The organism is Desulfosalsimonas sp. (genome assembly GCF_055149105.1).
Genome location: NZ_JBSRLA010000063.1, coordinates 1 through 19,929, shown reverse-complemented (window position 1 = coordinate 19,929; position 19,929 = coordinate 1). Strand labels below are relative to the sequence as shown.

15 protein-coding genes and 1 pseudogene are annotated in these 19,929 nt (G+C 55.6%); 7 read left to right on the top strand and 9 right to left on the bottom strand.

The features are described 5' to 3' along the window. Positions 1-94: 94 nt before the first annotated feature. A complete protein-coding gene (locus ACTCIA_RS13670) occupies positions 95-2,173 on the bottom strand; it encodes a 3-hydroxyacyl-CoA dehydrogenase NAD-binding domain-containing protein (protein WP_463002364.1) in 2,079 nt (692 codons plus the stop codon). Positions 2,174-2,521: 348 nt separating this feature from the next. Here ACTCIA_RS13670 and ACTCIA_RS13665 point away from each other — a divergent pair, with 348 nt between their 5' ends. Both ACTCIA_RS13665 and ahcY read left to right on the top strand, forming a co-directional pair. Next, the gene (locus ACTCIA_RS13665) at positions 2,522-3,442 is read left to right on the top strand and encodes an ArsR/SmtB family transcription factor (protein WP_463002363.1); all 921 of its coding nucleotides are present in this window, start codon (positions 2,522-2,524) and stop codon (positions 3,440-3,442) included. A 70-nt stretch (positions 3,443-3,512) separates the two neighbouring features. Then, positions 3,513-4,955: an adenosylhomocysteinase gene (gene ahcY / locus ACTCIA_RS13660; RefSeq protein WP_463002366.1), complete on the top strand. Its 1,443-nt coding sequence runs from the start codon at positions 3,513-3,515 to the stop codon at positions 4,953-4,955. Between the two features lie 58 nt (positions 4,956-5,013). Here the strand turns inward: ahcY and ACTCIA_RS13655 are convergent, their stop codons facing one another. Beyond that, positions 5,014-5,661, bottom strand: a complete 648-nt coding sequence (locus ACTCIA_RS13655) for a PHP-associated domain-containing protein (protein WP_463002362.1) — start codon at positions 5,659-5,661, stop codon at positions 5,014-5,016. Further along, entirely contained in the window at positions 5,648-8,284 is a 2,637-nt protein-coding gene (gene cphA, locus ACTCIA_RS13650; protein WP_463002361.1) for a cyanophycin synthetase, read from the bottom strand. Before cphA ends, ACTCIA_RS13655 begins: the two co-directional genes overlap by 14 nt. Before the next feature lie 223 nt (positions 8,285-8,507). On the opposite strand from cphA, the gene ACTCIA_RS13645 reads away from it, so the two are divergent. Next, positions 8,508-9,395: a cyanophycinase gene (locus ACTCIA_RS13645; protein ID WP_463002360.1), complete on the top strand. Its 888-nt coding sequence runs from the start codon at positions 8,508-8,510 to the stop codon at positions 9,393-9,395. Between the two features lie 44 nt (positions 9,396-9,439). Beyond that, complete coding sequence (locus tag ACTCIA_RS13640) at positions 9,440-10,867, top strand: ATP-grasp domain-containing protein (RefSeq protein ID WP_463002359.1); 1,428 nt, start codon at positions 9,440-9,442, stop codon at positions 10,865-10,867. Positions 10,868-10,880: 13 nt separating this feature from the next. Here the strand turns inward: ACTCIA_RS13640 and ACTCIA_RS13635 are convergent, their stop codons facing one another. Then, the gene (locus ACTCIA_RS13635) at positions 10,881-11,798 is read right to left on the bottom strand and encodes an isoaspartyl peptidase/L-asparaginase family protein (RefSeq protein ID WP_463002358.1); all 918 of its coding nucleotides are present in this window, start codon (positions 11,796-11,798) and stop codon (positions 10,881-10,883) included. 44 nt (positions 11,799-11,842) lie between these two features. Then, positions 11,843-13,864 (bottom strand): CocE/NonD family hydrolase, encoded by a 2,022-nt coding sequence (locus ACTCIA_RS13630; protein WP_463002357.1) that lies wholly within the window; start codon positions 13,862-13,864, stop codon positions 11,843-11,845. A gap of 200 nt (positions 13,865-14,064) precedes the next feature. On the opposite strand from ACTCIA_RS13630, the gene ACTCIA_RS13625 reads away from it, so the two are divergent. Next, positions 14,065-15,159: a putative NPN-dependent ornithine cyclodeaminase gene (locus tag ACTCIA_RS13625; RefSeq protein ID WP_463002356.1), complete on the top strand. Its 1,095-nt coding sequence runs from the start codon at positions 14,065-14,067 to the stop codon at positions 15,157-15,159. An 86-nt stretch (positions 15,160-15,245) separates the two neighbouring features. Here ACTCIA_RS13625 and ACTCIA_RS13620 read toward each other — a convergent pair whose 3' ends face one another. From ACTCIA_RS13620 to ACTCIA_RS13605, 4 genes and pseudogenes are all read right to left on the bottom strand, one after another. Further along, positions 15,246-15,773 carry a class I adenylate-forming enzyme family protein gene (locus ACTCIA_RS13620; protein ID WP_463002365.1) on the bottom strand — a complete coding sequence of 176 codons (528 nt, stop codon included), beginning with the start codon at positions 15,771-15,773 and terminating at the stop codon, positions 15,246-15,248. An 82-nt stretch (positions 15,774-15,855) separates the two neighbouring features. Continuing rightward, positions 15,856-16,344: pseudogene (locus tag ACTCIA_RS13615) on the bottom strand (AMP-binding protein); the annotation flags it as partial. Positions 16,345-16,488: 144 nt separating this feature from the next. After that, entirely contained in the window at positions 16,489-17,520 is a 1,032-nt protein-coding gene (locus ACTCIA_RS13610; RefSeq protein ID WP_463002355.1) for a hypothetical protein, read from the bottom strand. Positions 17,521-17,629: 109 nt separating this feature from the next. Then, the gene (locus ACTCIA_RS13605; protein WP_463002354.1) at positions 17,630-19,204 is read right to left on the bottom strand and encodes an alginate export family protein; all 1,575 of its coding nucleotides are present in this window, start codon (positions 19,202-19,204) and stop codon (positions 17,630-17,632) included. Between ACTCIA_RS13605 and ACTCIA_RS13600 the strand changes: the two genes are divergently transcribed. Then, positions 19,203-19,598 (top strand): hypothetical protein, encoded by a 396-nt coding sequence (locus ACTCIA_RS13600; protein ID WP_463002353.1) that lies wholly within the window; start codon positions 19,203-19,205, stop codon positions 19,596-19,598. The two genes, ACTCIA_RS13605 and ACTCIA_RS13600, sit on opposite strands and share 2 nt — an antisense overlap. A gap of 78 nt (positions 19,599-19,676) precedes the next feature. Beyond that, on the top strand, positions 19,677-19,880 hold the full coding sequence (locus ACTCIA_RS13595) for a hypothetical protein (protein ID WP_463002352.1): 204 nt from the start codon (positions 19,677-19,679) through the stop codon (positions 19,878-19,880). The last annotated feature ends 49 nt before the right edge of the window (positions 19,881-19,929 follow it).

Genomic DNA, 19,929 nt, shown 5'->3' with positions numbered 1-19,929 from the left:
CGCCAACCAATAAACAAATAACTTATTGATTTTACTTAACACTTAATCACTTAAAACTTAACACTGCCTGTAAAAAAGACTTTTTACAGGCTCATCAAGCGTTTAGCGAGCTGAAGTTTTTGCCCTCACTGACCAGCTGCTCCAGCAGGGGCGCGGGCTTGAAGTCATCGCCATGCTCTGCCTGGAACTTCTTTAACGCGTCCAGGATCTTATCCAGCCCCACCAGGTCGGCATAAAACATGGGACCGCCCCGGTAGACCGGCCAGCCATAGCCGTTGACCCAGATCACGTCCAGGTCCGACGGCCGCACAGCGATTTTTTCCTCCAGGATTTTGGCGCCCTCGTTGATAATGGGATAAATACAGCGCTGCAAAATCTCCTCATCCGAGATCTCCCTGCGAATATAGCCCTTTTTTCGGGAAAATTCCACAATGAGATCATCGATTTCCGGAGCCGGCTTAGGCGCCCGGCTGCCTTCCTCGTAATTGTAATAGCCTTTGCCGTTTTTCTGGCCGAACCGGCCCTGCTCGCAGAGCACTTCCTGCATGGTGCGGCTGTTGGAATTGTCCTTGTCCCATCCCAGGTCAATGCCGATAAGATCGGCCAGGGCAAAGGGACCCATGGGAAAGCCGAAATCATAGATCACGCGGTCGACCTGGGCGGGCAGCGCGCCTTCCAGGATGAGTTTTTCGCATTCGCGCTTGCGCTGGGCAAACATCCGGTTGCCGGCAAATCCATAGCAAACCCCCACCACCACGGCGATCTTTTTGATCTTTTTGGCGAGTTTCATTGCTGTGGCCAGCACCGGTATGGTCGTTTTTTCCGCGCGCACGATTTCAAGCAGGCGCATCACGTTGGCCGGGCTGAAAAAGTGCAGGCCCAGCACGTATTCCGGCCGCGAGGTCTGGGCGGCGATTTCATTGACATCCAGATACGAGGTGTTTGTGGCCAGAATGGCGCCGTCTTTGCAGATGTTGTCCAGCCTGGAAAATATTTCCTTTTTCAGGTTCATGTTTTCATACACCGCCTCAATGACCAGATCCACGTCAGCCAGGTCCTCCATGCTGGTGGTGCCGGATATCAGGCCCATGCGTTTGTCCACATCTCCGGCGGCGATTTTTCCCTTGGAAGCGCTGATGTCGTAATTTTTCCGGATCACGCCCAGGCCCCGGTCCAGAAGCTCCTGTTTGACCTCCACCAGGGTGACAGGAATGCCGGCATTGACAAAATTCATGGCAATGCCGCCGCCCATGGTGCCGGCGCCGATCACGCCCACCTTTTTGATATCCATGGTGGCGGTGTCTTTTGGCACATCCGGAATCTTGGAGACCTGGCGTTCGGCAAAAAAGTAGTAGCGCTGGGCCGCGGACTGCGAGCCGCTCATCAGTTGCTCAAACCGCTGGCGCTCATAGGCCAGCCCGTCTTCAAAGGATTTGGCAACAGCGGCTTCCACGGTATCCACGCAGGCCTGAGGGGCCTCAAAACCCCGCGCCCGCCTGGCCAGCTGCTTGCGGAAATCATCAAAGATTTGGGAGTCTGCCCGGGCAATCTTTTCGGTCATGTCCCGGACCCGCACCATGGGCCGGTTTTCAGAAAGCACCTGTTTTGCAAACCCCACGGCGCCTTCGGCCAGATCACCGTCAATGATTTCGTGGATCAGTCCGTCTTCAAGGGCTTTGTCAGCGCCGATGGGATTGCCCGAGGTAATCATGGCAAGCGCCTTTTCCGCTCCGATGAGCCGGGGCAGGCGCTGGGTGCCGCCGGCACCGGGAAGCAGGCCGAGCTTGACCTCGGGCAGGCCGAACTGGGCCGAAGATACGGCAACCCGAAAATGGGAGCTTAAAGCGGTTTCCAGCCCCCCGCCGAAAGCCGTGCCGTGAATGGCGGCAATGATGGGTTTTTTGCACTGGTCAAAGCGGTTTAACACATCCGGCAGATGGGGCGCCTTGGGCGGCTTGCCGAATTCGCGGATGTCTGCGCCGGCGCAAAACGTGCGCCCCTTGCAGATCACCACCACAGCCCTGATCTGATCGTCTTTTTCCGCCTGCTCAATCCCGTCTGCCAGTCCTTTTCGCACCGGATGGCCCAGGGCGTTGACCGGGGGATTGTCGATCCAAAGCATCCCGATTTCCCCGTCCTTTTCCAATGATACGGCTTCTGTAATGGCAACCATTTGCTGCTTCCTCCTGATGTTTCTCAAATGGACAAAACCAGCCCCGACCCGGCGCAGGCAATAACGGACGATCCCGGGCGGCCGGGGCGGCTGATGTGATTGATGGGTCTGTTTCTTATCTTCGGTTAAAGAACATTAAACCTTATAGACCACTCTTACCAAGAGAAAAAGTATATACCACAAACCCGCCCCGGGTGCAATGCACCGGAGCGCTCGCACAAAAACCGCCGGCAAAATCCCGTAGCTTTTTTAGCCGCCGGCCCAAAAACCACCCAAAGTTTTTTCTTGACAGATATAAATATTTCATTATAATTTGATTTAAATATCAAGATAAATTGATTTAAACATATGAATAACACAATATACTTTAAAGCCCTTTCAGACGAAACCCGGATTCGACTGATCAATATTTTGCTTCATCACGAATTAAAGGTGGGCGAACTGGTCAGCATACTGGAAATGGGCCAGTCGAGAATCTCAAGGCACTTAAAAATCCTGGCGGACGCCGGGATGGCAAAATGCCTGAAAGAAGGTGTCTGGGGCATTTATTCCATCACCGATTCCGGGCCTGGCCGGGATTTTATCGAAGCCGTGCGCTATCTGTTTGAGCAAGACCCTGTACTCCGGGCGGATTTAAAACGCACTGAACAGATCATTGAAGCGCGCTCTGCCGGGACCCTGCGGTTTTTCGATCATATCGCCGGAAGCTGGGATCTTTTAAAACGTGAAATTCTGGGCACCTTTGATATCAACCGCGCTATTTTCGAAAATACCAACTCCCATGAAATCGGCGTGGATCTGGGCTGCGGCACCGGCGAGCTGCTCGAGGCCATGAAGGCCCATGCCGGCCGGGTCATTGGGGTGGACTCCTCGCCGCGGATGCTCGAAGAGGCCAGAAAACGGTTTTCAGATGCAAACGGGCAAACCGTGGAAATCCGGCTGGGGGAGATCGAGCATATGCCCCTGGGCGACAATGAAGCCGATCTGGCGGTTATTTCCCTGGTGCTGCAGTATCTGGCCGACCCGGCCGCCGCCTTTTCCGAAGTGGCCCGGATCCTGCGGCCGGGCGGCGAACTGATCCTGGCCGAATTTGAGCGCCACCAGCAGCATTCGCTCAAAACCGTCTACGGGGTCAAGTGGCTGGGATTTGACCGGGAGTCCATTGAAACATGGCTTGAAAAAAACGGATTTGCCCTGCAGCAGGTCCGGCCCCATAATCTTTCAAAAGGGCTTTCACTCAACATTTTTCAGGCTGTGCACAATGCATGACCGCTTTGTATAAAACCAAAAATAACAAAATGAACAAATAACACCAATGAAAGGAAAAACCCACATGCTGATGCAAAACGATGAAAAGAAAAAAGCCATTGTCCCGGAACGCGATCTTTCCCTGCCCCACAAGGTGGCCGATATTTCCCTGGCACCCGACGGATTCAAGGAAATGGAGCTTTCGGAAAACGAAATGCCCGGCCTGATGGCCGTGCGCGAAAAATACGGCCCGGACAAGCCGCTTAAGGGCTTTAAAATCACCGGCAGCCTGCACATGACCATCCAGACGGCCATGCTCATCGAGACCTTAAAGAAGCTGGGCGCAGACATCCGCTGGGCCTCCTGCAATATTTTCTCCACCCAGGATCATGCGGCCGCAGCCATTGCCAAATCCGGATCGGCCGCGGTGTTTGCCTGGAAAGGCGAATCCCTGGAGGACTACTGGTGGTGCACAGAGCAGGCCCTGACCTGGCCTGACGGCTCCGGCCCGGACCTGATCGTGGATGACGGCGGCGATGCCACCCTGATGATCCACGAAGGCGTCAAGGCCGAGGACAATCCCGAGATGCTGGAAAAAGAATATGACATCTACGAATACCAGTGCATCATCAACCGGATCAAGGCGTCTTATGAGCGAGATCCCAAGCACTGGCACAAGGTCGCCGAAAATATCCGGGGCGTGTCCGAGGAAACCACCACGGGTGTCAACCGGCTCTACCAGCTGGCCAAAAAGGGCGAGCTGCTGTTTCCGGCCGTAAATGTCAACGACTCGGTAACCAAGTCCAAGTTCGACAACATCTACGGCTGCCGGGATTCCCTGGCCGACGGCATCAAGCGCGCCACTGACACCATGGTGGCCGGCAAACTGGTGGTCATCGCCGGATACGGTGATGTGGGCAAGGGATGCGCCCAGTCCATGCGCGGCTTCGGCGCCCGGGTGGTGGTCACGGAAATCGATCCCATCTGCGCCCTTCAGGCAGCCATGGAAGGCTACGAGGTATCCACCATGGAAGACATGGCCCCCCTGGGCGACATCTTTGTGACCGCCTCGGGCTGCTGCGACGTGATTACCGGCCAGCACATGGAACAAATGAAAAACGAGGCCATTGTCTGCAACATCGGTCATTTTGACCATGAAATCGAGGTGAGCTACCTGGAGAAAAACTGTGAGAAAACCAACATCAAGCCCCAGGTGGACCAGTGGCACCTAAACTCGGGCCGCTCCATCATCCTGCTGGCCGAAGGCCGGCTGGTGAACCTGGGATGCGCCACAGGGCACCCCAGCTTTGTGATGAGCAACAGCTTCACCAACCAGACCCTGGCACAGCTCAAACTGGCCGCAGAAGACCTGGAAAAGCAGGTCTACACCCTGCCCAAGGACCTGGACGAGGAAGTGGCGCGCCTGCATCTGTCCCGGCTGGCCATCAAGCTCACCAGCCTGACCGACGAGCAGGCCGAATACCTGGGCGTACCCAAGGAAGGCCCGTATAAACCGGATCACTACCGGTACTAAAAAAACCACCCCGCTGCTCTCCGAAATCCGGATGGCAGCGGGGTGTAAAATACAATCGTTATCCGGCGCAACAGCTTTGATTGCCGGCCCCGTGTTCAGCATTGTTTCGGGGCCGGCATTTGCCGTTTTTCAGGGCTGCAACCAGTTCCGAAATGGTCTGCAGCCGCCGGTCAAACCCGGTACAGGCCCGGCCCAGCACATGCGGGCCGTGGGCGTCAGAGCCGCCAATGCCGCACAACCCCATTTCCCGGGCCGCATCCGCGGCCAGACGGTTTTCCCTGTCTGTGAGGCTGGCATTGAAAGTTTCAACACCAGCCAGGTTTTTCAATTCCAATAACCGATTGCCAAGAGCGGTGCCCGCCATGGTTTTCTGAAAGGGATGGGCCGCAACAGCCGCCCCGCCCCGGGCGCAGACCCAGTCAATGGCATTTTGCATGGGCAGGCCCGGAGGCAGATCGCTTCTTGACGCCGGCACCCCGTAGATCAGCAGATGGCCCTCTGCGGCCCGGTATTCCAGGCCCCGGAAAACCGGAAAACCCGTCTGCCGGGAAATCTCCGCAAAGGGGTGGCTCAGATCATAGGAATGATGCTCTGTGATACACACCGCATCCATTCCGGCCCGCCGGGCGCAATCAGCCACCTCTTCGGGCCGGATCAGGGAATCACCGCCAAGGGTGGTGTGTACGTGCATGTCAACCAGAAACATGTTTGTTCCGCTCCACTTCCTGTTCCTTTAATGCCTTGATCCTTTCTGTCATGACCTCGATCCGCCCGGTAAAAATGCATATGATCGACCCGGCTGCTGCACCGGAAAGTGCATGATCCACTGCATCGTCTTCGCTGAGAATAACCCGGACCTCCATGTTTCCGGAGCTGCTCCGGGCCCCTTCAAGCACCAGGTCCATGATTTCACGGCTGTCACGGCCCCGGGCATAGTCCTGATCTTCCCAGACAATGACCTGATCAAAGTACCGGGCCGCAGTCCTGCCGTATTCCCGCAAATCCTCGTCACGCCTGTCGCCGGTGCCGGCAATGATCCCCACACTCCGGCAGGCACCCATTGCCCGGACAAACCGGCCGATGGCTTCCATACTGGCGGGATTATGGGCATAATCAATCAGCACCCTAAACCGGTCGAGCTCAAAAATGTTCATCCGCCCGGGCAGCTGCGCCGGTGACGGAAAAAACGTCTGCAAACCGATCTGCAGATCCTCAATCTTGACGCCTTCAATATAGGCGGTAAGGCATGCCGCCAAAAGATTCTGGACCTGGAATACAGCTTTGCCCGAATAGGTCAGCGGGATATTGATTGCCTTGTCCACGGGAATTTCCCAGTCCCCCTTGCGCAGAAAAATGATTCCGTCCGCATACACGGCGGCAAGCCCGCCTGCGGCGCAATGCGTGTGTATGCGGGGATTTTCGGCATTCATGCTGAAAAGGGCCGCATTGCAGGAAATATTTTCCAGCATGGAAAACACGTAATCGTCATCCGCGTTTAAAACAGCAAACCCATCCGGATGTATATTTTCCACAACAATGGACTTCAGGCGGGTCAATTGTTCCAGGGAGTGGATTCCGCTGATTCCCAGATGATCCGAGGCAACATTGGTGACTACACCGACATTTCCCGAATCATAGCCGAGTCCGGAGCGCAGAATCCCGCCCCTGGCGGTCTCAAAAACCGCATAATCCACAGTGGGATCCCGCAGGACAAACCGCGCGCTTTCCGGTCCGGAACAGTCGCCTTTATACAATAACCGATTCTGAATATAGATGCCGTCAGTGGTGGTGCAGCCCGCCTTCCGGCCGTTCATCTGCATGATATGGGCAATCAGGCGCACCGTGGTTGTCTTTCCGTTGGTACCGGTCACGGAAACAATGGGAATCCGGGACGGCTGGGTCCGGGGAAAGAGCATGTCTATCACCGGCTCGGCCACGTTTCTCGGCGTTCCCCGGGTGGGTGACAGGTGCATGCGAAAACCCGGGGCACCATTGACCTCAATGATGGCCCCCTTGTTTTCACTGATGGGCTCGGAAAGCCCCGGGGCAATGATATCAATGCCGCAAATATCCAGGCCGATAATCCTGGAAACCCGTTCGGCCATAAACACATTATAGGAATGCACCGTATCCGTGACATCCTCAGACACCCCGCCCGTGGAGAGGTTGGCTGTTGTTTTGAGATAAAACACCTCCCCTTGCGGCAGCACGGTTTCCAGGGTCATGCCGGCCTGCTCCAGAAGCCGCTGGGTCATTTCATCCACGGTGATCTCGGTCAGCATTTTTTCATGTCCGAATCCACGCCGCGGATCCTGGTTGACCGTTTCGATCAATTCCCCAATGGTATGACGGCCATTGCCGACCACATGGGCCGGTATCCGCCGGGCTGCGGCAACCACCTCGTGATTGATCACCAGCAGCCGGTAATCGTTGCCATGGATGTATTTTTCAACAATGACACGGTCTGAATGATTTCCGGCCGCTTCAAAGGCGATTTCAGCATCATCGGCTTTGGAAATGTTAATGGTGGCCCCCTTGCCGTGATGGCTGTCCACCGGCTTGATCACCACGGGAAATCCGATGGCCGACACGGCTTCCTGCATTTCCGCACGGGATTGCACCACATACCCCCTGGGCACCGGGCATGCATTGCTGTGGAGCATATTTTTTGTTTCTTCCTTGTCAAAGGCAATCTCCAGACCAATACTGCTGGTCTGCCCTGTCACCGTGGCCTGAATTCTTTGCTGATACACCCCCCAGCCAAGCTGCACCAGGGAATAATTATTTAACCGCAGGACCGGAATATTTCGCCTTTCGGCCGCATCGATGATCGAGGCGGTGCTCGGGCCAAAGCGCTCTTCTTCCCGGATCTGCCTTAATTGCTTAATATCTTTGTCAATATCATATGATTCACCGGCGATCATCGCCCGGACAATGTCAAAGGCAGCCCGGGCGGCATACAAACCCGCCCTCTCCTGCTCATAGGCAAACACCACATTGTAAATGCCTTCCTGATCTTCTGTCTGGGTGCGGCCGAACCCGCAGGCCATGCCGGCCATAACCTGTATTTCCAGGGCCACATGCTCCATGACATGCCCCATCCAGGTGCCCGCTGCCAGTCTCTCCAGAAATCCGCCTTCATATCCCCTGGAGCATCTGTGTTCATACAGGGAGGGAATGAGTTTTTCCAGCCGCTGCGGGAATCCGGGGATGGTATTGGAGGGCTGATACTCCATTTCCTCAAGGTCAATGCGCATGACAATCAGATGGTGCCGCCTGTTGGACCAGTAATTGGGCCCCCTGAGGACTCGTGTTTCTAAAATTTTCATAAAAGTAGGTTTTCCTTTAATCCGTTGGCACTGTTTTTTATAAAAATAAACACTCCGGAAAATTTGGAAAATAACACCCCTCCGGTGCAATTCGCTGCTTGCTTTGCACCACCGGAAAGATTATTATAAGAATAAATAAAAATAAATGAAATTTCGATTGTTACAGATGACAATACTTGCCTGCCACCGCATTCCGGCCTAAAACAGGAGATAAAACCCGCTCATGCAAAAAATAAAAGGCGTTCTGATCATCATCGGGGGTGATTTGTACCTGCCCTCTGAACTCAACGGAACAAACGGATCAGACGATGCCACCAAAACAGATACAGCCAACGGAAAACTTCCAGATATTGAATCCGCCATTGTAACCCGGTTTTGTGAGGCCCTGAAGGGCGACACCCACCGGATTGAAATCATCCCCACCGCTTCGGTGATACCGGAAAAAGCCAGTGAAAGCTATGCCCAAACCTTCCGGGACCTGGGTTATAAAAATGTAGGGGTCCTTGACATCAGAAAGCGGGAGGATGCCCGGAGCAAGGATTTCATTGACCGGGTCAAAAAAGCCGAGGGTTTCATGTTTACCGGCGGCAACCAGCTGCGGCTGACCACGATTTTCGGAGGCACGGAAGTTCTGGAGATTCTTTATCACCGCTATGCCCATGAGCCTGTTGTCATCGCCGGAACCAGTGCCGGCGCCATGGTCATGTCCGATACCATGATCTATGAGGGACACAGCCATGAAGCCCTGCAAAAAGGAGAGGTCAAACTGAGCCATGGTTTCGGGTTTATTCAAAATATCATTATTGATACGCATTTTGTCAAACGCGGACGCATCGGCCGCCTGTTCCAGGCCGTTGTCAGCAACCCGGCCGCCCTGGGCATCGGGCTTGGAGAGGACACCGGCCTGCTTATAAGGGAGGGAAACATCCAGGAAACCGTCGGCTCCGGGCTGATTATCGTGGTTGACGGCTCCGGCATACGGCACACCAACATGGCTTCCATCACAGACGGCGAACTGATTTCCATCGAAAACCTCAGCGTGCATGTCCTGGTCCCCGGTGATGTCTTTTATCTCTCCGAGCGGAAACTGGTTCCGTTCCGGACCGACTGACCGGGTCGGTGCAGCGCCCCTGAAACTTTTGATTGAGGAAGAAAATGAAAAAAAACATCTTTGTCATCGGCCTGGATGATTTCAATCTTCAGATGCTCCAATCCCTGGAAAACGCCGGGCAATGCAATTTCATCGGGCTGCTCGACATTCATTCCCTGATCGACAGCGGCCGTTACCGTTTAAAAGACATGCTGGAGCTGGCCGAAAATGAACTGCAGCGGTTTGACGGCCCCATTGATGCCATTGTCGGGTACACGGATTTTCCGGTCAGCACCATGACGCCCATACTCTGCGAAAAGTTCGGGGTTCCCGGTCCGAGCCTGCAAAGCGTGCTGAAATGCGAACACAAGTACTGGAGCCGGCTGGAGCAGAAACAGGTGATCGCCGAACATGTTCCCCGGTTTGACACATTTGATCCGTTTGATGATCAGGCCCTGGCCAAAATCCCCCTGGATTTTCCCTTCTGGATCAAACCGGTCAAGTCCACCGCCTCACAGCTGGGTTTCCGGATCAACAACAAAAAGGCCTTTGACCGGGCTGTCCGAATCATCCGGGAGAAGATCGGGCTGTTCAAACCCTTTGACTACCTGCTCGACATGGTGGAATTGCCTGAAAGCATCGCCCGGATCAACAGCTCATTTTGCGTGGCCGAACAGATCATATCCGGCCGTCAATGCACCCTTGAAGGCTACGTGCGCAACAACCAGGTGCATACCTACGGCGTTATTGATTCCATCCGGGAGCACAACCGCACCACTTTCTCCCGCTATCAGTATCCCTCCCGGCTCCCCGCTGATGTTCGAAGGCAAATGTCTGAAATCAGCGAAAAAATCATGCTGCATATCGGGTTTGATCATTCTGCATTCAATCTTGAGTTTTTCTGGGATGAAAAAAGGGATAAAATCTGGTTTCTGGAAATCAACACCCGCATCCCCCAGTCCCACAGCGATCTTTTCATGAAAGTCGACGGGGCTTCCAATCATCAGATCATGCTCGATATTGCCCTAAACCGCGATCCCTGCTTTCCCAAACGGCAGGGCAAATTCCGCGTGGCCGGAAAGTTTTTTTTAAGGCAATATCAGGACAAGCGCATCACCAACATTCCCACCGGGGAAGATATCCTGAAAATCAGCGAAAAAATCCCGGGAATGCTGGTGGACATCCAGGGAAAGGTCGGCATGAAGCTCTCAGACATCCCGGAGCAGGACAGCTACAGCTACGCCACCGCATTTGTTTACCTGGGTGCGGATTCCCAGAAAGAACTTCTGGAAAAATTCAGCCTTTGCAGGGAAATGCTCAAGTTCGAATACCAGGACCTGACCATCCCCGTGCTCTCGCCGGAAGCCCCCCGGCAAACCCTGCCGGAAGCCAGTCCGCAGGTGGCCATCCAGGTATTGAGCTCGCCCATCGAGCTGCCGGTCAAAAAGCAGGAGCCCATGAGCGGCGGGGTTCAGGACATCATCAAACCCTGATATCCCATATTTCTTACGCCCAGGTGCCCGGAGGGCCGAACATGGCCACCCGGGCGGGCTGGTGCTCCCGGACCAGGCCCCGGAACATCCCCCGGGTGGTAAAGGCCAGACAGACCTGCCCGGTCTTGTCCACGGCAATCATGCCGCCTTTGCCGCCCAGGTCCCGGATGCTTTCCAGCACTTCTGCAACAGCCTCTGCCAGGGCAAGATGCTGAAATGCCATCAGGGCCGAAACCCGGTGTGCCGCCACCCGGCGCAGAAAAAGCTCGCCCTCCCCGGTACAGCTCACCGCACAGGTGCTGTTGTCCGCGTAAACCCCCGCCCCGATAATGGGCGAGTCCCCCACCCGGCCGTATTGCTTGTTTGTAATTCCGCCGGTGGATGCGGCAGCCGCCAGGTTGCCCTGTCCATCCATGCAGACCGCGCCCACGGTGCCGTATTTCTCCCCTTCCGGCGCTTTGTCTGCAAGGTGTTCTTTTCTGCGTTTATCAGTATGAAAGTATTGGGGATCGACCTTTTCCAGTCCCTGTTTTTTACAAAATTCCTCCGCCCCTGTACCCATGAGCAGCACATGCGCGGATTTTTTCAGCACTGCGCCGGCGGCTATCACCGGATTTTTGATGCACGTGATACCGGCCACAGCACCGGCCCCAAGGTTTTCCCCGTTCATAACGGATGCGTCCATTTCAATGCTGCCTGCACGGGTAAACACAGACCCGCGGCCGGCATTGAACAAGGGGCAGTCTTCCAGGACCCGGACTGCGGCAAGCACCGCATCCACAGCATGACCCCGGTTGTCGAGAACCCTTCGGCCTGCGGCAAGACTGGTGCCAAGGGCCTCCAGGTGCTCTTTTTGGGATTGCGGGCTGTAATGGTCTTTGGTGATGCCCTCACAGCCGCCATGGATGAGCAGGGTGTATGGCCGGTTCATGGACGCGCTCCTGTTTTCATGATTTTTGGACCCTGCCGGGGATGTTAGACATGGTCCCTGGGGATTTCATATTTCCAGTTGCGCGAAAAAACACGCTGATCTCCCTGAAAGCCATCGAGTTCCGCATACAGAAGAAAATGGCTCACAGAGGAGGTGAGCACGGTGCGGCAAACGGTTCTGACAGACCAGGATCCCCGCTGAAAACTTCGCTGCCACAGGGTTTCACCCCGCACAGAGGAAAAATCATCATCCTGAAAACTATACCACTCCATTGTCTTGCTGCCCACGGTCCAGTCAATGGCATCAAACCGGAAAACCCCCTCATCCTTGATCACTTCCAGGGTGGACAGGTTTTCTCCAAGATCACGGATAACCCGCCATTTCAGATTCTTGGGCTGCAGGTACGTCACTGCCGGCGCAAGCCCCCCCTCTGGCTGGTCAAAGGGACGCAGGCGGTCATCAATTCTGCGGGGCCGGCGTTTGGGAAGATCCATGCAGCTGGCGCCGGTGACCAGGGTCAGCCGCACCGGCTCTGGCGCAGGCCAGGCCAGGGGCCAGTAAGAAGTGGAAATGGAAAGACGCAGGCGGTTGCCAACGGGAAAATGCTGGGCAATATGGTTTAGCCGGAATTCCACCCTGTATGTCCGGCCCGGTTCCAGGTACTCGGGATCGTGGTGGCCGTTTCGATGGCAAAGATTGAGCACTCCGTAGGAAATGCGGGTTGCCTTGTCATCCGGGGCTACATCAGACAGGCGGGCGGCAATCATGGCCACGGGACGGTTTGAGGACAGCTCCAGGCAAAGCCCCGGGGCGCCCAGTATTTCCAGGGACTGTTCAAGGGGCGGGGTTTCAAAAACCAGACACCCCCCGTCTTCTTCGCGCTGGTCGTGGGGAAGGTCCGGGGGTGCGGCATAAGAGCACCATTTGCCGGCATAGAGCCCCACACTCAGGGGGGACTGAATGCTTAGATGATCGGCTGCAGCCGGTGCTTCAGCCAGAAGCAGACGGGCCGGGTCCAGATAATACCGATCTGTGCAGATGTGCTGTGAAGGCCAGTGCTCCTCTGCCACCCAGCGGCCGGGCCGCTGCTTGTAGCGAGCCGACGGCGCCACACTGTCCTGCATCCAGACCCGGAGCATGGGCTCTTCCATGATCCCGGTATTTTTGCCTTTCAGCCAGGTATCCCACCACAGCAGGGCTTCCTGGAGAAATCCAATGGCCGGCCCGGGCACTCCGAAATGGGGATATTTATGACTCCATGGCCCCACCAGCCCCTTGCGGGGGACTTTAAGCCCGGCCAGGAGCCGGAACACGGCGTTGCTGTATCCGTCGGCCCAGCCGCTGACCGCCATGACCGGGCACTGGATGGCGTCAAAATTTTCACACACCGACCCGTGCTGCCAATAGGCATCCCGCCGCTGGTGCGCCAGCCATTGAGCCAGCCAAAGACCGCTTTTGTCAAGCCGCTCCATCCACATCTCTTTCCAGCGATCCCCCACCAAAACCGGATCCGGAGGGCAGGCGTTGTAGGCAAACATGGTGGATGCCCAGGACAGGTTGTCGCCCAGCAGGCATCCGCCCATGTAATGGACATCATCGGCATACCGGTCATCCGTGGAGCAGACCGTGATCACCGCCTTGAGCTCGGGGGGCTGTAAGGCCGCAATCTGAAGCCCGTTAAACCCTCCCCAGGAAATGCCCATCATGCCGACATTGCCGTCACACCAGGGCTGTCCGGCAATCCAGCGCAGCACTTCCAGGCCGTCTGCCTGTTCCAGGGCCAGGTACTCGTCGCAGAGCACACCCCCGGACTCGCCGGCACCGCGCAGATCCACCCGTACACAGGCATATCCGTGCCCGGCAAAATATCCGTGCGTCACCGCATCGCCCACGGCTTCAAAATCGCGCTTGCGATAGGGGATATATTCCAGGATGGCCGGCACCGGATTTTGTTGGGCATCTTCCGGAAGCCAGATTTTGGCGGCCAGACGAACACCGTCGGACAGGGCAATCCACACGTGCTCCATTTCCCGGACAGCATGGGGAAAGGATGTAATGGTTTTCATCAATCATGATTCCTTAAAAGGGGTTGTCTGGCCTTGTTTCTCAAAAACCGGAGGGCTGGAAACGTCTGGCTAAAATTTGCCGGCAGACCGAATCTCTCTTATTGTTATTAAAGTAAGCAGATGCGGAAACAACGCAAGACATTGACCTGCGTTATCTCCATTCTGCGCTCATATCTTTTCCCTGTCTTCAGGAGAATGCCATGAAATGGATGCTGCCCGGCTACACCCCGCCGGACTTTTCTCAGCCGGAGTTCAAACATGCCCCGCCGGCCAGGTTCGAACCCGCCCCTGCAGACGGGATTGTGCCGGCAAATTTCCACGGAACCTCCAATTATCCCGAATATGTGCACATGGGCAGCGGCTCCTGGCTTTTGGCCCCGGAAAGCCGAATGGACGCTGTTTTGGTCCTGCGGCACGGCACACTTGATGTTCTGGAGCCGCGAAATGTCAAAAAAGACGACATGGTGGCCATGGGACGGACGGAAAACGGGGAGGAAGGCATCTATGTTTATACCCGGGGCTTTGATCCGCCAGCGGCAAAAAGAGCCGACAAGTTTGCCTTCCGCACCCGGGGGACCCGGGAAACGCCTTTTTCCCGATCCTATGATGAATTATACAAAATCCTGCAGCATGACCGGGACCACGGCTATATCACCTGGGTTCTGGGCCCGGCAGTGGCTTTTGACAAAGACAGCCGCGAGGCCATGCAGGGAATGGTGGAAAGCGGATACTGCCATGTACTTCTGGCCGGAAACGCCCTGGCCACCCATGACCTGGAAGCGGCTTACTTTAAAACAGCCCTGGGCCAGGACATTTACTCCCAATATCTGCAGCCCATGGGGCATTACAACCACCTGGACCTTTTAAACGAGGTGCGCCGGCGCGGCTCCATTGCAAAGACCATACAGGAATTAAACCTCACAGACGGCATCATTTATGCCTGTGAAAAACACCGGGTGCCTTACGTGCTGGCCGGCTCCATACGCGATGACGGCCCCCTGCCGGAAGTGATTGCAGATGTCTACCAGGCCCAGGATGCCATGCGCACCCACGCCCGCAGATCCACCACGGTAATTGCCATGGCCACGCAATTGCACTCCATTGCCTTCGGCAACATGATTCCCAGCTACCACGTGACGCCCGAGGGCGAAATCCGGCCGGTTTATTTGTATATCGTGGACATGACAGAATTTAGCGCAGACAAGCTGGCCAATCGCGGATCGGCCCAGGCCGTGGCCATTTTAACCAATGTGCAGGATTTTATGGTCAACCTGTGGAACAATCTCCGGGGGTAACCAATTTCCGGAAAAGCCCGGATAAAGCCCGGCCGGGCATCCCGGCGCGGGCCTGACAATCCGGCCTGAAAACAGCGCTTCGCTTGCTACTGGTTGAACTGATCCCGCAGGACCCGCTTTAAAATCTTGCCCGTGGGGGTCCGGGGGATTTCCTCTGTGATGACGACCTTTTTGGGGATCTTGAATTTTGCAATCCGGCCCTGGCACCACTGGATCACTTCCGCCTCGTCTATGGATTCGCCCTGGCGGGCCACCACAATGGCCTTGATGGACTCGCCCCATTTTTCATCCGGACTGCCGATCACACCAACGTCTGCGATCTTGGGATGGCCCATGAGCAGATCCTCGATCTCGGCCGGGTAGATGTTTTCCCCGCCCGAGATGATCATGTCCTTTTTGCGGTCCATGATATAGAGAAACCCGTCTTTGTCCATCTTGGCCATGTCCCCGGAATACAGCCATCCGTCCTTGATGGTTTCGGCCGTGGCCTCGGGCTTGTTCCAGTACCCCTTCATGAGGTTGGTGCCGCCGATAAGCACCTCTCCGAGCTCGTCTGCGCCAACGTCGTTTCCGTCCATGTCCACAACCCGGATCTGGTTGTGGAAAAAGGGCAGCCCGCAGGGTCACGGAGGTGCCGAAATACCCGTCATGGGTCAGCTCCGCGCCCTTGGGCCGGCCTGTGGTGCCGGAGGTGTACAGAATGGTCAGGGTGTCTGCGCCGCCTGCGGTGATCTCGGGTTCAGCATCCGGGGCCCCGTGGGTCAGGGCTTTATAAGAATGGGCATAAGCCGGCGGATCATCGGATAGCGCCACAATATGGGAACAGGAAATGCGTTCCCGGATGGCGTCGATCACAGGGGCGAATTCCGCCCCGAACACCAGCACTTTTGCCTGACAGTCATCCACGATGTATTCGATTTCCGGGCCGGCCAGCCGGTGGTTGATGGGCACCAGAATGGCCCCGGTCTTGCCCAGGCCGAAATACATGTCAAAAAATTCCACCTCGTTTAAGGCCAGCAGGGCCACCCGGTCGCCCGGCCCCACGCCAAGGCCGGCCATGGCGGCAGCGAGCTGATTGCTCCGCTTGTTTAACGCATCCCAGGTCAGACGAACATCACCCAGGACAAGGGCTTCCTTTTTCGGGGAAAGACTGGCTCTTTTGGTCAGAAAAGCACCGATGTTCATTTCCTGCATACGCCCCCTCCTTGTTTTTACCGGATTTGAAAAATCAAACCAAACTCATTTTAGTGATCACTGTTCATCTATCGGAAAACAAATTCCCTGTCAATCGGTTTTTCCGGTTTTCAACCTTTTCCGGTTGGACAAAGGTTATTTGACCGGGGACATCAGGACGTAGTCACCGGGCTGCGGGGTCTGCCCGTCAGCCAGAGAACAGGACGCCACATCATCGCGCACCATTTTTTCGACCCGGAGCCGGGCTTTGGGCGCATCCGGCACCCAGGCCACGGGAAGGCCCGCAGGTGTGTCCACCACCTGGCCCGAGGAGACCACGGAAAATTCATCCCCCGGTTTGACCCGGCTGGCCGCCCCGGCGCTGATGTAGATGCGGTCCTGCTTGACGGAAAACACCCGGCAGTGGACAGGCATGACATCGGCCTTTTGCTCGGCAAAATCAAATGCGCGCTGCAGGGCCTGCTGCACGAATTCTTCGGCCTGATCCCGGGCCTCCAAAGTCCGGGTCATTTCCAGGGGCGCATGAACATAGTCCAGGCCCGTGTCCATCACCCGCACCCGCATGGCCGCCCGGCCGGGGAAATTTTCAGGCAGGGACAGGGAATCGACCGCCACCAGCATGTGCACACCTGGATAAAGGGCTGCCTGCTGACCCACGCATGAAAGCATATCGCGGTTTGGGCAGTTTGCGGAAGAAGCCACATCAGCGATCTGCTCCGGGCCGATCACCCGGCTCTGCTCCAGGGTCAGGCCCGCAGCTGCGTGATGCAGCCGCCTGGGAGTGAAATCGTCTTTGGCATCGGCTCCGGCCATGAGCCCGATTTTGTAAATCCCCGTGGAAACACTTTGCCGGGTGCCGGCTGGTTTGGCAGAAGCGGCTTGGGCCGGCTGCTGCCGGTCCTGTGAATCCCCGCGGGCCCACGTGAGAGCCGGCCTGTCATCTCCGGCCGGCTTTTCCGGATAGGCGCGTTTCAGAAAATAGTCTCCGGACAGGGTGCCCGGATGCTCGATGGTCATCCTGCGCACATCAGCATTGGAATAGGCTTCACCCTCTTTTTTGTCCTCAGAGACAATATCGGGCCGGCCGCCAGCCGCACATCCGTATAACAACACCAAGCTTAGCACGCATACCATGAGTTTTGCGTATCGGTTTTTTTGTTCTCGCATCACACCCCCTGAAGCAACTGCCGGTTTGAACCAAAAATCCGGCAATGGCGGATTTTGCCCGCCATTGCCGGAACCGTTGATATTTACCACAGATAATATCAGTTATACGTCAGAACTGCCAGATAAATTCCGCGCCCAGACGATAGGCCACATCATCGCTTTCCTCGCCGGGACCGGCTGCGGTTGCAGACCGGGCTGCGGTGACATCATCCATCACCTCACCGGGGAACAGCACTGCAGCCTGTCCCTTGACAAATGTATTCTTGCTCAGGGCCAGGAGAAGCTCGTTGTCCCATTCCGTGCCCACATAGCCGGAATCGATCTTGGTGGGCGTCGCACCGTCAACAAAACTTCTGACAGAAAAATCCTCGTTCCACCAGAAGGAATTGATATTGGATTTAAACATCAGATATTTCTTGGGCGCCAAACTGAATCCAACGCTGCTCATGGTCAGGCCGGGGTTGTCTGCACGTGCGGTTCCCAGGGCATTGGTATTGGGCAGACCGCCCGCAACCACCGGGGTGCCGTTTCCATAAAATCCTGGCAGGTAACTGTAGAGCACCGTACCCATCATGGTGTTGCCGTCGGCCATAATGGTGTTTTCCCCTCCAAAGGTGGTCCAGCGCTGGAAAGTCAGCGAGCCGGTGTAACCTTCCAGGTTGTCATCTTCGGGATCATCGTCACCGGAAGTATAAATGAACCCGAGATGCGGTTTAAACCCGTAACCCACGGAATCACTCAAATCAAGCTCCAGGTCCCCGGCAAATGCAAAGGCGTTGATGTCAAAGTCTTCTTCGGCCAATCCGGTGTCATCCGCCTGGCCGAACTGATAAATCCCCTCTACGAAATAATTCACCAAGCCTGTGCCGCCTTCATAAATCAGGCCCAGATAATGAGAATCTGTCTTAGGCTTATCGCCGGTAGTGCCCAAGATGGCATCCAACAAACTGCCCGTAGCCACGTTTCGAACGCGGTCATACATATAAAGACCGCTGATTCTGTTGGTTTCAGACACGTGATAATTGAGATAACCGGCATACAAATCCCGGTCCGCGTTGTCCTCGTCTGTAAGCCAGTCAGAATCAAAACTGGTACCCCAGTTGTTTTCCGACATCTTGAAATACCCGAGGCTGAAATCAAAGCTACCGTAATCCCCGTCCAGCCAGAAACCCGGGGCATCGTCACCATAGGTCAGACCGGCCGGATCCGGCATGACCCAGACATCCCAGCCCGCGTTAAACCGAAGATTGGGATTGATCGCATAGGAACCGGTTAAGCGCTCCAGGCCGAAATCGCTGTTGCTGTCTGTTCCGCCCCGGTCATCCACCACCGTTGTATCCACGGGCCGGTCAAACTCCAGGGCCGCATGAAAACTCCATTTCCGGTCCCTGGGCATGGCATTGAAATAGATCTGGGTTTCAGTGCGGATATAGTCTTCATTCACCCAGCCGGATTCATTGACATGGACCTTGAAAAAATTCTTATCCAGGTTGCCGTCAAGCAAAGGCATGGTTAAATCATCGGAAAACCCAAAATCCCACTCATTTTCACTCGTAGGGATAATCCGCGCCCGGGCGCCGAAGCTCATCATAATATTGCCCGGGGTCTCCAGGGCAATGGTGCCGGTGCCGGCCGGCCCGGCCAGCGGATCGTTGGCAAAATCAGGCGTGTCTTCCTGTGCCATGGATGTGCCGGCCATCAGCAGGGCCGCAAGTAAAATACCGGTGAATTTAAAAAACAATGTTGACTTGCGCATCTTGTGTTCCTCCTTTGATGAAAAAAAATCGTTTTATCCCATTTTTTGCCGTCACGATGCCGGCTTTTCGGCCGGCCTGCTGTCACCACCTCCTTTCAAAAATCATGGATCCGCCTGTGCTGATCCATTTGCTGTTGTGATCATTGTTAATGCCGCAGGCGCAGCACTTGTATTTGAATTGACAGAATCAATAACCATGCCAGCCAATACGGCCCCGGCCGTCAAAACAGGGATTTGGCCGTTTTGGCCGCCTGCCATCCCCCTGAAAAGGCTCATGGCGCCCTGCAGGATGATTTTTGTAACGTACAATGTAACGGCATAGTAACGTCACCGCAAAAAATTTTTTTGCCTTCCTGCCGGACTCTGAAAAAACCCGGGCAGCCCGGAACAACAGGGCTGAATGGCGGGAACAGCGCCTTTTTGGTGCAATCTAACGGCTTTGAAAAATCCTGCAAACCATTCCACTGCAGCCAACCGGGCCCTGTCTGGCCGCGGCATTGCTGAAAAAAACTGGAAACCCGGACCTGAAAAGGTTATTTTATCAAGCATGAATGCTATAACCGCAAATGACGGTTGGATCAAGATAAGCCCCTATAATCATTAATCATATAAATAGTCACTTATCAGCCACTTATCCTTTTACAAAGTATATG